This window comes from Streptomyces sp. JLBJ103 (genome assembly GCF_058215575.1).
On record NZ_CM177089.1, the window covers coordinates 7,945,409 to 7,958,885 of the forward strand.

At 71.7% G+C, this 13,477-nt stretch carries 11 protein-coding genes; 6 read left to right on the top strand and 5 right to left on the bottom strand.

What is annotated here, in order from left to right; genetic code table 11:
• Positions 1-326: 326 nt before the first annotated feature.
• Positions 327-1,124, top strand: a complete 798-nt coding sequence (locus tag AC4BEG_RS34020) for an SDR family oxidoreductase (RefSeq protein ID WP_490703512.1) — start codon at positions 327-329, stop codon at positions 1,122-1,124.
• Positions 1,125-1,581: 457 nt separating this feature from the next.
• Entirely contained in the window at positions 1,582-3,600 is a 2,019-nt protein-coding gene (locus tag AC4BEG_RS34025) for a spermine/spermidine synthase domain-containing protein (RefSeq protein ID WP_490703513.1), read from the top strand.
• A 106-nt stretch (positions 3,601-3,706) separates the two neighbouring features.
• Here the strand turns inward: AC4BEG_RS34025 and AC4BEG_RS34030 are convergent, their stop codons facing one another.
• A complete protein-coding gene (locus tag AC4BEG_RS34030; RefSeq protein WP_490703514.1) occupies positions 3,707-4,819 on the bottom strand; it encodes a hypothetical protein in 1,113 nt (370 codons plus the stop codon).
• A 287-nt stretch (positions 4,820-5,106) separates the two neighbouring features.
• Here AC4BEG_RS34030 and AC4BEG_RS34035 point away from each other — a divergent pair, with 287 nt between their 5' ends.
• Positions 5,107-6,612, top strand: coding sequence for an FGGY-family carbohydrate kinase (locus AC4BEG_RS34035; protein WP_490703515.1), 1,506 nt, complete (start codon positions 5,107-5,109; stop codon positions 6,610-6,612).
• 51 nt (positions 6,613-6,663) lie between these two features.
• Positions 6,664-7,314, top strand: coding sequence for a hypothetical protein (locus AC4BEG_RS34040; protein WP_490703516.1), 651 nt, complete (start codon positions 6,664-6,666; stop codon positions 7,312-7,314).
• Between the two features lie 18 nt (positions 7,315-7,332).
• Here AC4BEG_RS34040 and AC4BEG_RS34045 read toward each other — a convergent pair whose 3' ends face one another.
• The 3 genes from AC4BEG_RS34045 to AC4BEG_RS34055 form a co-directional block, all read right to left on the bottom strand.
• Positions 7,333-8,298, bottom strand: a complete 966-nt coding sequence (locus tag AC4BEG_RS34045) for a D-2-hydroxyacid dehydrogenase family protein (RefSeq protein ID WP_490703517.1) — start codon at positions 8,296-8,298, stop codon at positions 7,333-7,335.
• A gap of 101 nt (positions 8,299-8,399) precedes the next feature.
• Positions 8,400-9,272 carry an alpha/beta fold hydrolase gene (locus AC4BEG_RS34050; RefSeq protein ID WP_490703518.1) on the bottom strand — a complete coding sequence of 291 codons (873 nt, stop codon included), beginning with the start codon at positions 9,270-9,272 and terminating at the stop codon, positions 8,400-8,402.
• Positions 9,269-9,871 (bottom strand): TetR/AcrR family transcriptional regulator, encoded by a 603-nt coding sequence (locus AC4BEG_RS34055; RefSeq protein WP_490703519.1) that lies wholly within the window; start codon positions 9,869-9,871, stop codon positions 9,269-9,271. Before AC4BEG_RS34055 ends, AC4BEG_RS34050 begins: the two co-directional genes overlap by 4 nt.
• Positions 9,872-10,254: 383 nt before the next feature.
• On the opposite strand from AC4BEG_RS34055, the gene AC4BEG_RS34060 reads away from it, so the two are divergent.
• Positions 10,255-11,010: a prephenate dehydrogenase gene (locus tag AC4BEG_RS34060; RefSeq protein ID WP_490703520.1), complete on the top strand. Its 756-nt coding sequence runs from the start codon at positions 10,255-10,257 to the stop codon at positions 11,008-11,010.
• 378 nt (positions 11,011-11,388) lie between these two features.
• On the opposite strand, the gene AC4BEG_RS34065 is transcribed toward AC4BEG_RS34060, so the two are convergent.
• Entirely contained in the window at positions 11,389-12,525 is a 1,137-nt protein-coding gene (locus AC4BEG_RS34065; RefSeq protein ID WP_490703521.1) for an MGDG synthase family glycosyltransferase, read from the bottom strand.
• A 133-nt stretch (positions 12,526-12,658) separates the two neighbouring features.
• Here AC4BEG_RS34065 and AC4BEG_RS34070 point away from each other — a divergent pair, with 133 nt between their 5' ends.
• Entirely contained in the window at positions 12,659-13,477 is an 819-nt protein-coding gene (locus AC4BEG_RS34070; protein WP_490703522.1) for an SDR family NAD(P)-dependent oxidoreductase, read from the top strand.

A 13,477-nucleotide genomic window follows, 5' to 3' on the forward strand; every position in this document is an offset into this window, starting at 1 on the left:
GCTCCCTGAGCGAGTGGGGCGGACGGGGTGGACTCGGTGGCCATGCGCCGGACTCGGCGATGCGGTGCCTCAGCCAACGATGGTCGCCGCGACACGGCGGCAGGGTGCTCAGGCTGGACAGCAGCGCGACCCCAACGGCCTACTTTCATACGCCGGTCGTGTGCTTTCCGTACTGCTCCGACGAGCCTGCCGGTCCTGGTCCGAAGGGAGCAACAAGAGCGATCCGCGGGCGGGATCGGGGTACCGGACCTCTGCCGTGTCCGTGGACGGGCGTGGGTGCGAGCATGTTGACGGCAGATGATCGTCCGCGCGAACAGGGAGTCAGGGTGGCGGAGACGTGGACCGGGAACGACGGGGGAGCCGGAGGGGCCGACGCCCCGCTGGCGGGGTGCGCTGCGCTGGTGACCGGCGCCTCCAGCGGCATAGGGGCGGCCACCGCCCGGTCGCTGGCCCGGCAGGGCGCCGATCTGGCGCTGGTCGCCCGTCGCACCGACCGGCTCGAGAAGCTGGCGTCCGGCATCCGGGAGCAGGGGCGTTCCTGTGTCGCCCTCACCGCCGATCTGCGGGACTCGGCACAGGCCCGTCAGGCGGTCGAGGACGCCGCGGAGCGGTTCGGCAGGCTGGATGTGCTGGTGAACAGCGTGGGGTTCGTGGCCACCGGTGATATCGAGGAGGGCGACCCCGAGAACTGGGAGCGGATGATCGACCTCAACGTCAGGGCGGTGCTGCACACCTCGCAGAAGGCGCTGCCGCATCTGCTGCGGGCCGCGGCGGAGGGCCCGCGCGGGGTGGCCGACCTGGTGAGCGTGGGCTCGGTGGCCGGCCGGTTGGCGCGGGCCCACAACGCCGTCTACTCAGCGACCAAACACGCGGTGGGCGCCTTCAGCGAGGCCCTCCGGCAGGAGGTGACCGCGCGGGGGGTGCGGGTCGGGGTGGTCGAACCCGGTATGACGGCCACGGAGATGACGGCCGACAGCACCACCGGGGCCGTGGCCCGCGGTATGCCGCGGGAGCTGTGGCTCCAGGCCGAGGACATCGCCCGGTCGATCACCTTCATGGTCACCCAGCCGCCGCACGCCGCGATCAACGAGATCCTGGTGCGGCCGACGGCTCAACCGCACTGACCGGGGAGGACGGCGCCGAGGCGGTGGCTGCCGCCTCGGCCGCCTCGGTATTTCTGTACCGCCGGGTGCGGGCAGTGTGCCCGGGGTTCGCCACCGCGCAGTGGCCATTGCGCTCATCAGGTGACGGATGGCATCCCGGGAATCACACGAACGCCGTACTTCGGCGGGTGGATCCGCAGGTGTCCGCCCATGGTGGCGGTGTGTTCTCCGGATGGCGCGCACCGGGTGTCCCCGCCCGCAGACCGGAGCGCTGACCTGCGTAAACGCTCGATATGGCTGTTGACGGCGGCCGTATGACGAGGTGTCGGAAGGCTGGTGGGCGTACGCCCCGGTGGCGTACTTTGGTGTTCCGCGGAGCCGCCGTCCGGCCCACGGCACGGGCCGTGCGGGTGCTCGACCTGCCCGGTCTCGGATGACAGCGTGGGCCGACATGGAGCACAGCCCTGGACCGCAAAACGTGCGCGCAAGGCTGCTGCTGGCCAGCGCCACCATGCTCTTCGTCGAGCTGGCGCTGATCCGGTGGACCGGCGCCAATATCGTCCATCTGAGCTATTTCTCGAATTTCATCCTCTTGGGCTCGTTCCTCGGGATCGGCCTGGGATTCCTCATTCCCGCCGGCCGCGGGCAGTGGCTCACCCGCTGGGCGCCCATTCCGCTGGCCGTCCTGGTCGTCCTGGTACGGGAGTTCCCCGTCCAGGTGCGGCAGAGCAGCGGTGAGGTCATCTACTTCACGGCCGTGAAAACCACCGGACTGCCCCAGTGGGTGACGCTGCCCGTCCTGTTCGGACTGACCGCGCTCATCATGATGGCGATCGGGAAGATGACCGCGGACCTGTTCCGCCGTCTGCCGTCGCTGGAGGCGTACCGCTTCGACCTGTTGGGTTCGCTCACCGGATCGGTGTCCTTCGCGCTGCTGTCCTGGTTGCGCGCCCCGTCGGTGGTGTGGGGAGTGATCGCGGCGGTGGCACTGCTCGTCCTGGGCGGCCGCCGCAACACCATCCGGTACACCATCCCGCTCGGGGTGATGGTGGCGGTTCTCGCCCTGGAGACGGTGGCGAGCGGTATCTCCTGGTCCCCGTACTACAAGATCGAGACCAAGCGCTCGACCTCGACCGCCCGCGACTACAACATCTCCGCCAACGGGGTGCCGCACCAGAGCATCGCCCCGCTGAAGGCGCTGACCAAACCCGGTTCACCGTACAACCAGCCCTACCGCGAGACACCGCGCAACCCCCACCGCAACGTCCTGGTCATCGGGGCGGGCAACGGCAATGACGTGGCCCTCGCCCTCGCCCACGGCGCCAAGCGGGTGGACGCCGTGGAAATCGACCCCCGGTTGCAGGAGATCGGCGCCTCGCTGCATCCGGCCCGCCCGTACGACAACCCCCGGGTGCACGTGCACATCAACGACGGCCGGGCCTTCCTGGAGCAGACTAAGACCCGCTACGACCTGATCGTGCTCGCGCTTCCGGACTCCCTGACCCTGGTGTCGGGGGCCAGCAATCTGCGTCTGGAGAGCTATCTGTTCACCCGTCAGGCATTCGAGGCGGCACACCGCCACCTCGCCCCCGACGGTGCGTTCGCCATGTACAACTACTACCGGCAGAACTGGCTCATCGACCGGTTCGGATCCACTCTCGCCTCCGTCTTCGGCCACGCGCCCTGTATCACCCACTACGGCAACAAGCGGGCCGCGGTCATGGTGGCGGGCGTCACCGCGCGCGACCAGTCCTGCGCCCACTCGACGTGGCAGCCCTCGGGCAAGGTGCCCACCGCCGCCACCGACGACCACCCGTTCCCCTATCTGCTGCACCGCACCATCCCCGGCCTCTACATCGGTGTGCTCAGCGCGATCCTGCTGGTGACCCTGGTGTCGGTACGGATGACCGGTGTCCGCATCCGGCGCACCGCGGCCTACGCCGACATGTTCCTGCTCGGAGCCGCCTTCATGCTCCTCGAGACCAAGAACGTGATCGGCTTCGCGCTCTACTTCGGCACCACCTGGCTGGTCAATGCCATGGTGTTCGCGGGTGTGCTGGTCGCCGTCCTGTGTGCGGTGGAAGTACGGCGCCGGATGCGCAGGGTCAACCAGCTCGCCCTGCAACTGCTGCTCTTCGCAACCCTGGCCATCGCCTGGCTGATCCCGACCCACTTGGTGCTCGGGCTGCCGTTCGCGGGACGTCTCGCCGCCGCGATCGCCCTGGCCTTCGCACCCATCTTCTGCGCCAACCTCATCTTCTCCGACCGGCTGGCCGCGGCCTCCGATCCCACGGCGGCCTTCGGGGCCAATCTGCTGGGCGCCCTCACCGGCGGTGCCCTGGAGTACCTGGCCCTCCTCACCGGCTACCAGGCCCTGCTGCTGGTGGTGGCCGTGCTCTACGCGGGCGCCGGCATCACCATGCGGTTCACCCGGCCCGGCTCCCCGGAGGCCCCGGTCAAGGAACCGCTCACGGTGCCCGCGGCGCCCCGTACCTGATTCCCCACACCGAACCCCTGGCCCACTTCCCACCGCCGCCCCCGTCTCCCGGAACACTCCGGGGGACGGGGGCGGTCTCCTGTGCGGTCCCATGTGGACACGGGGTTCACTCGTACATGATGTAGTCCGGCCGCGGCCGGAGGGCCAGCACTTCCTTGGGGGTCATCAGCCGACTGCCCTCGGCGTCCTCGTCGTAGAAGAGCTTGAAACCGGTGCGCAGCCCCTCCGGCTGGTCCTTGACCAGCTTGCGCCAGGTACTCCGCTTCATATCGGGCGATCCGATCCCGTCCGCGCTCTTGATCACCACCACACCGGGCTGCGGGCGCAGTGCCGACTGGTCGCGTACCACGGAGACGGCCACCTGGTGGTAGACCATCGGCTTCTGTGGCAGATCGTGCTCGGCCACCAGCTTCGACAGATAGCGCGCCACCTCGGTCAGCTCCTTGCCGCTGGTGTGGCCGTACGTGTCGCCCGGCACTTCCCCGGGGCCCATGTCCCACTCCGGATCCAGTGCTATGCCCACATCGGGATGGATGAGCCAGTTGCGCAGCGCCTTCACCTCGTCCAGGGCGGAGGACCGGCCGGGCTGGATGTTCAGCAGCAACAGGGCGCGATGGCGCTTGGCGGCCTGGTGGAAGCGGCGGATCGTGGTCTCGGGCGTCCGCGAGCGGTAGGTGCCGTCGGGGCCCGCGCTGCTGTTGGCGACGGCGGCGAGGAGCTCCAGCACGGGCTGCGGTTCCCGCCCGGCGGCGTAGGCGCGTGCGGTCTTCTCGATCTCGGCGACCCGGTCGTCGAGATCGCCGGTGCCCAGGCGGCCGAGCGCCGCCGCCCCGGGCAGCCCGCAGTAGCCCACCAGCCGGTACCGCGACAGCTCCCGGCCACCGCGGGGGAGTTCGGGGCGGCGCTTGGCCGGGTGGGTGGTCCGGGCGCTGCGGCCGGACCCCGAGGGAGAGCGTTCGGCACCTCTGGAAGGCCCTCGGGACGTGGACGGCCGGGCGGACGCCGAACCCTTCGCGGGTGCGTCCGAACCTACCGTGCTGCCCTGCTCACCGCATCCGGCGACCAGGCCGAGTCCGGCCGCCGCCGTCGCCGTGAGCAGTCCGCGCCGGGTCGGCGGCGATGTCCCGGGGCGGTCCGCGCCGCACCCGGGCCGCCGGGCCTCCCGCCGGGCAGACGCATCGTCATCCGGTGCGGTCTTCCCCGATGTGCTGTGAGCCACGTTCCCTCCGTCCGCGGTGCCCGGGAGGGGCCGGGCACCCGGGTCTGTTCTGCGGGCCGATGGGGCTGTCCGTGCCCTCGAGCCTCTCCGGAACGACCGGAGGCGAAACGGAACGATGGCCACTGTGTGACGAAGAGCAATCGGGGGATACGTACCGTGTGCCACGCCACGGTCGCGGACCGCCGCTACGCGGCTGCGGGCCGGACAAGGGGCTGACGGTCGCGGAGCCGGGGGCACCCTGATGACCAGGAAGACGATCCGGCTCCACGAGAGGCCCCGAGGAACATATGACCCTGCTGATCGGCATCGACATCGGCACCTCCGGCTCCAAGGGCGTCCTGGTCGGAACCGACGGCGTCCTGCTGGCCCGGGCGTCCCGGGAGCACACCACCGCCACCCCGCGCCCCGGCTGGGCCGAACACGACGCCCGCACCGTGTGGTGGCGGGAGCTGACGGAGCTCAGCGCCGAACTGCTCGCCGCCGCCCCGGCGGGGGAGCGGATCGGCGCGGTGGGTGTCAGCGGTATCGGCCCCTGTCTGCTGCCCACCGATGCCGACGCCACCCCGCTGCGCCCGGCGATCCTGTACGGGGTGGACACCCGCGCGGGCGAGCAGATCGCCGCCCAGCGGGAACGCTACGGCGAGTGGCAGGTGCTGGAACGCTGCGGCTCACCGCTCACCAGCCAGGCCATCGGTCCCAAACTGGCCTGGGTGCGGGAGCGGGAGCCCGAGGTCTGGGCCCGCACCCGCCGCTGGTTCATGGCCAGTTCGTATCTGGTGCACCGGCTCACCGGTGCGTACATCCTCGACCACCACTCCGCCAGCCAGTGCACCCCGCTGTACGACCTGCGGCGCGGCGCCTGGATCGAGGAGTGGTGCGAGGAGATCGCGCCGGGTCTCCCATGGCCGCGTCTGGTCTGGCCGTCGGAGGTGGTCGGCGAGGTGACCCCGGAGGCCCAGCGCACCACCGGCATTCCCGCGGGCACCCCGGTGATCGCGGGCACCATCGACGCCTGGGCCGAGGCCACGGCCGTCGGGGCCACCGTGCCCGGCGATCTGATGCTGATGTACGGGACCACGATGTTCCTGGTCAACGTGGTCGCCGAGGCCGCCCCCGATCCCCGCCTGTGGTCCACCCGGGGCGCCTTCCCGGACACCTACTGCCTGGCGGCGGGCATGGCCACCTCCGGCGCCGTCACCGGATGGCTGCGCGATCTCACCGGCGCGGACTACGACACCCTCGTGGCCGAGGCCGCCGCCATCGCCCCTGGCGCCGAAGGGCTGCTGATGCTCCCGTACTTCGCGGGTGAGCGCACACCGCTCTTCGACCCCGACGCCCGCGGACTCGTCCTCGGGCTGACCCTGCGCCACGGCCGGGGACACCTCTACCGCGCGGCGCTGGAGGCCACCGCCTTCGGGGTGCGGCACAACCTGGCCGCCATGGAGGCGGCGGGCGGGGACATCCGCCGGGTGACGGCAGTGGGCGGCGGCGCCCGGGCGCTGTGGACCCGTATCGTCTCCGATGTGACCGGACGGGCCCAGGACGTCCCCCGGTACACCACGGGCGCGGCCTATGGGGACGCGTTCCTCGCGGCGGTCGGGACGGGCCGTGCGGTGGCGGCGGACATCGCCGCGTGGAATCCGGTCGCGCACACGGTGGAACCCAATCCGGCGACGGCGGGGACGTACGACGAGCTCTACCGTCTCTACCGCGAGCTGTACCCGGCCACCCGTGACGTGGCGCATGCCCTGGCCGCGCGTCAGCACGCCGCAGCGGACGGGCCGCCGTTGTAAGCGCCCACGGCGGTGGCACCGCTGTCGGTGTCACCGCCTACCGTGCGGGACATGGGAGTGACCTCGGCCTGGGCCATCAGCGCCCACCACGACACGTTCATCGACACCCTCGCCCCGCGGATGCTGCCGCTGATCGTGGCGGAGCGCGCCGAGCCCGAGGCACAGCGGCAGTGGCGGCGCTGGCAGGAGCGGCCGCTGCCCGACTGGCGGGCGTGGTACGAGAGTTTCGGGTGCCACGACGAGACGGAGCGTGAGGATCTGCTCTCCTTCGCCCGGCTCACCTCCGTCGGGGAGCACATGCAGGAGCTCTACAGCGGCGGGGACCGGGACGACGACGACCTCTTCTGGATCGTCGACGATGTGTGGGAGCGCGGTGCGGACCCGGACCGGATGTTCTTCTCGGCGCACAGGAAGGACTACGCGGTGGCGTCCCTCTTCCACGCCATCGGGCCCAGCCGGGCGGCCCTGCTGCCCGGCTGGTGCGGCAACTTCCTGCTCACCTCGGCCCAGGTCAGGCAGACCCTGCCGCTGGTGGAGCGCGCGCTCGGCTTCACCCCCGAGGAGCGCACCGCCGCGGAGGAGCAGGACTGGCTCGACTACTCCGCGGACGAGGAGAGCGTGTTCGACGGACCGCTGCGGCAGTGGCGCGATGCCGCGGCGGCCGGACTCGGCCTGTGCGGGGCCGCGGTGCACATCTACTGACGGCTGCGGCGGAACCCCCTACCGCGGGGTCAGCACCCGGACCGGATCGTCCGCGAGGTAGCCGCGGATGTCCTCGACCGCCTGCGTGAAGAACCGCTCGTAGTTGTTCCGCGTGACATAGCCCAGATGCGGTGTGGCCAGCAGATTTGGCAGCGAACGGTAGGGGTGGTCCGGGGCCGGTGGCTCCTCGTCGAAGACATCGACCCCCGCGCCCGCGATCCATCCACCGCGCAGGGCGTCCGCGAGCGCGCCCTGATCCACGATCGCCGCGCGCGAGGTGTTGACGAGGAACGCGCTGGGCCGCATCCGCCGCAGCTCCGCGGCGCCCAGCAGTCCGCGGCTGCGGTCGCTGAGCACCAGATGCACCGAGAGGAAATCGCTGGTCTCCAGCAACTCCTCCAGGGACGAGGCGAGCTGGACACCCTCGGCCTCCGCCCGCTCCGCCGTCAGATTCCGGCTCCAGGCGGCCACCTCCATGTCGAACGCCTGGCCGATCCGTGCCACTTTGGCGCCGATCTTGCCCAGCCCCAGCAATCCGAGGCGGCTGCCGTGCAGATCGGTGCCGACCGTGCTCTGCCACGGTCCGCCGTCGCGCAGCGCGGTGCTCTCGGGCACCACATGGCGGGCGAGTCCGAGGATCAGCGCCCAGGTCAGCTCGACGGGCGGCTCCGAACTGCTCGCCGTACCGCAGACGGTCACCCCGTGCCGGGCGGCCGCCGCCAGATCCACGGAGGCGTTGCGCATCCCCGTGGTGACGAGCAGCCTCAGCCGTGGCAGCCGGGCGAACACCTCGGCGGGGAACGGGGTGCGCTCCCGCATGATGACCACGATCTCGCAGTCCCCGACCGCCTCGACCAGGGCGTCCTGATCCGCGATGTGGTGCCGGTGCACGACCACGTCCACCGTGTCGCGCAGCTGAGACCAGTCGGCCATCGACAGCGCCACGTCCTGGTAGTCGTCGAGCACCGCGCAGCGCCGCTTCATCGCTGTCCTTCCGCCTGGTAGGGGTATCTCGTTTCTATCACCGGGCTCTCCCACCTACCTCTACCACCCGGCTCTACCACCCGGTGGAAGCGGCCATGGGTTCACCCCAGGGTCGCGGACAGCGCCTCGGCGAACTCCGCCGGATGCTCGGCGAGGCCCACATGGCCACCGGGGAACTCCACCACCTCGCCGCCGAATCGCTCCGCGAGCAGCGCGGCCGGACGCCGGAGGAGCTGTCCCCGGGACTCCCGGCCCCCGGCCAGGACCAGCCGGTCCGCCGCCCTCTCCAGCGCGGCCACATCCGGGACGTGGGTGGTGAACTGCCGCAGGATGTGCTCCAGGAAGTACGGCGTATTGGCATGCATCCGGCTGACCATATGGGCCAGATGCGGCGGCAGTTCATCCACCGGCGGACTCGCGGGCCGGTCCTCCTGCCGCTCCCTTTCCTGGTCCCCGCCGCCGGTTCCGGCGCTCATCACGGCCATGGCCGCCGCGACTCCCTCACGGCGGTACGCCGTGTGCACCTCGGCGAAGAACGCCCGGTGGCGCTCGGCGTCGGGCAGCAGTTCCACCACCGGAGGCTCGTGGGCCACCACCAGCCGCAGCCGCTCCGGGTGGCGGGCCAGCAGGTCCAGCGCGGCGATGGCGCCGGAGCTGGTGCCGAACACACAGGCAGGTGCGCCGTCCGGCGCCACCTCCTCGAGCAGACGGTACGCGTCCTCGCTGTGGCGCTCGACCCGCTGGTCCTCCAGCGGGCCGTCGAGTGAGCTGCGGGACATCCCGCGCGGGTCGTAGGAGACCACCGTCCAGCGGTCGGTGAAGACGGGCGCCACCGCGTCGAAGAGGGCGGCGTCGGCGGATCCGCCCGGTATCAGCAGCAGCACCGGGCCGCTGCCGCGCACCTCGTAGTGGAGGGTCGCGCCGGGCACCCGCAGGCTGCCGGTCGTGGGTTCGCCGCTGGTGTGCGTGCTCATGAGGTGCGTCGCTTTCCGCTCGTTCGGGACCCGGAAGAGGGCCAGTGCTCCAGTGCGATGTGCAGGGCCTCAACGGTCCGCTCCCATGACGCCTGGAGGTCACGGGGGTGTCCGAAGCCGCCGTTGGCCTCGAGGCTGACGAAGCCGTGGAAGGTGCTGCGCAGCAGCCGTACCGCGTCGGTCAGATCGGGTTCCGACAGCCCGTAGCCGCGCAGCATCGAGTAGGTGAGGTCGATTTTGCGCCGCCCGCCTGCCGATTCGGCGGCCAGTGCGGGGTCGATCCGGATCTGGGTGGCGGCGTACCGGCCGGGTCGCTCCAGCGCGTAGCCACGGTAGGTATCGGCGAACGCCACCAGGGCATCCCGGCCCGAACGGCCCGCCACCGCCGCCCCGAAGCGGTCCGCGATCTCGTCCGCGGCCAGCAGGGCGATCCGTGCCCGGAGCTCGGAGACGGATCGGATGTGCGAGTACAGGCTCGCGTCCTTGACGCCGAAACTCCGCGCCAGCGCGGACATCGTGACGTTGTCCAGTCCGACGATGTCCGCCAGATCCGCCGCCGCCCGCACCACGCGCTCGGTCGTCAGACCGGCACGAACCATGTGCCACCTCCATGTTGCTGGTAGAACCTAGGGATCCTAGGGAAAAAGCTAGGATACGCAGGAAGTGTGCGTGTGCACATCGATTAATTCGCCGATGGGGCGGGGTGGCGACCGATCCGCCACGCTGCGCCATCACCGCAACCCGCGCCAACATCAGGTGTTCTGACGTCTCGTCATCGTGTTTGCGGCGCCACTCTTCCGGATGACATCCGGGGTCCGCACACGGTGTCCGGGGCCCGCTTCTTCACCGGAAGTTGGCCTCTCACGAGGGATCCGGACGGCTCCAGTTGTTTTGCGTCGTTGCACACCGGGCACCGCACACTCCTGACAGCAGGCATAATCGCAGCTGCGATGGGCGCAGAGGCCCAGAAAGGGGACGAACGATGGCGCACACATTGAGCGCGGACAGCAGTGTCGGATCCACCATCGAGGCATTGGAGGCGGAACTCCCTGAGCTTCAGAAGCAACAGCAGGCCCTCAAGGACGATTTGGACGCCGTCACCAAGCGGCTGGAGGCGGTCAGCACCGCGCTGAGCAGCCTTCAGCTGCTCTCCACCGGAGCGGTGTCCGCGGAGGTGGCGACCGCCGTGGCCGTGGCCGCGTCGGTTTCCGAGCCCGCCACCGGTGACACGGCCGCCACCATCGCGGACGTGGCCACCGAGGTGACCGAGGAGGCCGATGCCGAGGCGGCCGCCACCCGCAAGGCAGCCATCGGCCGTCAGCGCACCAGGGGCAAGGCGAAGTCGGCCACCGGACGGGCCACCAAGACCGCGGCGAAGAAGACCGCGGTCGCCAAGAAGGCCACCAAGAAGGCCGCGGCCAAGGCCCCGAAGTCCGCCAAGGCCGCGGTGAAGGCCACGAAGGCACCCAAGACCGTCGCCAAGGCCGCCAAGGCCGCCGACAAGGCCAAGGAAGCGGGTACCGCTTCCGAGCGAACCAGCGGGCTCACGGACAACGTGCTGGCCGCCCTGCGTAAGGCCGGTCGCCCGATGCGCGCTTCCGAGGTCAACGACGCGCTGGGGCGCGAGGAGACGCGTACCAACGTCAACTCGGTGCGCAACACCCTCGAGCGGCTGCGCTCGACGGACCGGGCCCAGCGCTCCGGCCGTGGCCTGTACGAGGCCGCGGCCACGAGCTGACGGCCTGGCGTCGCGCCCGGTCGGCACCCGCGTACCGCACAACCCTCCTCACCACCCTGGCCGCTGCGCCGCCACTCACCGCCACCCACGGGCAGCGGTGTCGGCGACGACGGCTCCGGGCAACCGAGGACGTGGCTGAAGTGGTCCGCGGAGTCGGCGGTCGGCGCGCAGGGCCCCGGGAGAGGGTGGATCCGTCACGCTTCGGCGGTCCGGAACCCACCGAAGACACGGGCCATCCTCTCCCGCCCATCCCCGCGCCGCCTCGTCGGCGCCGTCAGCCGCGGTCACCCCGTTCGCGGGGTGCCGTCGGCACCACGACACCGCTCGCCACCGCAACACCCCCGCGGCCACCGGGCTGATGGCCGTCCCGGCGCCCCGTCAGCGTGGCGTCGTCGTGTCCCGCACCGTCTCGGCGATCCGTGCGGCGGCGTCGTCCGCGAACAGCTCACGGCCCGCAGCGATCCGGCGCTCACGTGTCCCGGAGGGCACGGTGAGCACATCCAGCAGCCGCAGCAGATCCCATGAGTCCGCCGCATGGTCCGACAGGCCCAGGGCGGCCATCCTGCGGACACCTTCCCGGCCGTGCCCCGGGATCGGGCGGTAGCCCACCACGGGCACACCCGTCGCCAGCGCCTCCAGCGCGGTCTGCCCGGCGGCGTTGTCCACCAGGGCCCGTGAGGCCGCCAGCAACCCGGGCATGTCCGGCTCCCAGCCGAGGGCCAGCACCTCCGGCCACCGCGCCAGTCCATGGCGCAGCCGCTCGTCCCGGCCGCACAGCACCACCGGCAGATAGCCGCCGCCGGACAGCAGCCGCGCCGTCTCCGCCACCCGTGTCCCGGCCCCCCACGCGCCGACCGACAGCAGCACCGGTGGCTTCCCGGGCGTCAGGGCCGCGAACCGCCGCCCCCAGCCATCGGCGCCCTCCGCCGGGGCGAAGAACCGCGCCGCCACCACCGGGCCGGTGGCCGTGGCAGGACGCTCCAGCGCCCGGCGCACGGTCTCCGCGGCCTCGGCGGAGACACACAGATACCGGTCGTTGCCCGGATGCAGCCACTGCCGGTGCACCGAGAAGTCGGTGACGACGACCGTGCTAGGCGCGGTCAGCGCACCGCGTTTCCGCAGCCGCCCGGTGAGCTGCGCGGCGAGGTGGAACACCGGGACGACCGCGTCCGGCCGAAGCCGCTCCACGGTGTCCAGCAAACGGCCCTCGGCGAGCCCGGCCAGCGGAGCGGCGCCGGGCCGCGGTCCGCGGCCGGGACGGAAGAAGGCCCGGTAGATCCCCGCGTACACCACCGGCGCGCGGCGGATCGTCGTCCGGTAGAAGGAGCGCAGCCCCGCCCCCACACCGGCGGGCAGCAGATCCAGCACATCGACCCGGTCCGCCCGGTGCCCCATCGCCTCCAGCCTGCGCACCAGCTCGCCCGCCACCGCGTCGTGCCCAGCTCCCATCCCGGCGCTCACCACCAGCAGACGGCCGGTGGCGGGGGCGCCGGAGCGGTTGGGAAGGGGCCGCATGAACACCTCCGATGGTGCGAGGCGCGCCGGGACATGGCTCACTGGAGGTAACCGCTCCGCGTGCCGTCAAACCGCGCACCCGACGGCCGGTGTCCCGACCACCCGCCGGCCCGCAGCGAGACAGGGAGATGCCATGATCCGCCCCCTCCCGGACGCACACCTCCACCACGGTACGGGCCGGGAGACAGGGCGCGACACCGGCACCGGGACCAGGATCGCGCTGGTGACCGGCGCCTCTTCGGGTATCGGCGCAGCCGTCGCCGACCGGTTCGCCGCAGCGGACGACTGGCGGCTGCTGGTCAGTGGCCGCCATCGGGAACGGCTGGCCCGGGTGGCCGGGAGGACCTCGGCCATCGCCCTGCCCGCCGATCTGGCCACCCCTGAGGGCAGTCAGGACCTGGTGCGCGACGCTCTCGGCGCGGCCGGCCGGATCGATCTGCTGGTGGCGGGGGCGGGCGTGGGCTGGGCCGGATCGTTCGCCGGTATGCCACCGGCCGCCATCGACCGGGTGGTCGGCGTCGATCTGCTGGCGGCCGTACGGCTCGTCCGCACGGCCCTGCCGCATATGCTCGACCGGCGGCGCGGACACATCGTGCTGATCGGCTCGATCGCGGGCAGTGTGGGCGTCCGTGGCGAGGCGGTGTACTCGGCCGCCAAGGCGGCGCTCGGCGCCTTCGCCGACTCCCTGCGCTACGAACTGCGCGGGGCCGGAGTACGTGTCACCCATGTGGTCCCCGGTGTGGTGGACACCCCGTTCTTCGCCCGCCGCGGGGCCCCGTACACCCGCGCACACCCCCGTCCGCTGCCGCCCGAGCGGGTGGCCGACGCGGTCTGGGACGCCGTGGCACGGGGCCGCGACGAGGTCTACGTACCCGCCTGGCTGCGGTTGCCCGCACTGATCCATGGGGCGGCACCAGGGCTCTACCACCGGCTGGCCTCCCGCTTCGGGTGA

Coding starts and splice junctions, on each gene's coding strand:
- AC4BEG_RS34035 (WP_490703515.1), top strand. CDS start 5,107: ATGACCCTGCTGATCGGCATCGACATCGGCACCTCCGGCTCCAAGGGC.
- AC4BEG_RS34040 (WP_490703516.1), top strand. CDS start 6,664: ATGGGAGTGACCTCGGCCTGGGCCATCAGCGCCCACCACGACACGTTC.
- AC4BEG_RS34045 (WP_490703517.1), bottom strand. CDS start 8,298: ATGAAGCGGCGCTGCGCGGTGCTCGACGACTACCAGGACGTGGCGCTG.
- AC4BEG_RS34050 (WP_490703518.1), bottom strand. CDS start 9,272: ATGAGCACGCACACCAGCGGCGAACCCACGACCGGCAGCCTGCGGGTG.
- AC4BEG_RS34055 (WP_490703519.1), bottom strand. CDS start 9,871: ATGGTTCGTGCCGGTCTGACGACCGAGCGCGTGGTGCGGGCGGCGGCG.
- AC4BEG_RS34060 (WP_490703520.1), top strand. CDS start 10,255: ATGGCGCACACATTGAGCGCGGACAGCAGTGTCGGATCCACCATCGAG.
- AC4BEG_RS34065 (WP_490703521.1), bottom strand. CDS start 12,525: ATGCGGCCCCTTCCCAACCGCTCCGGCGCCCCCGCCACCGGCCGTCTG.
- AC4BEG_RS34070 (WP_490703522.1), top strand. CDS start 12,659: ATGATCCGCCCCCTCCCGGACGCACACCTCCACCACGGTACGGGCCGG.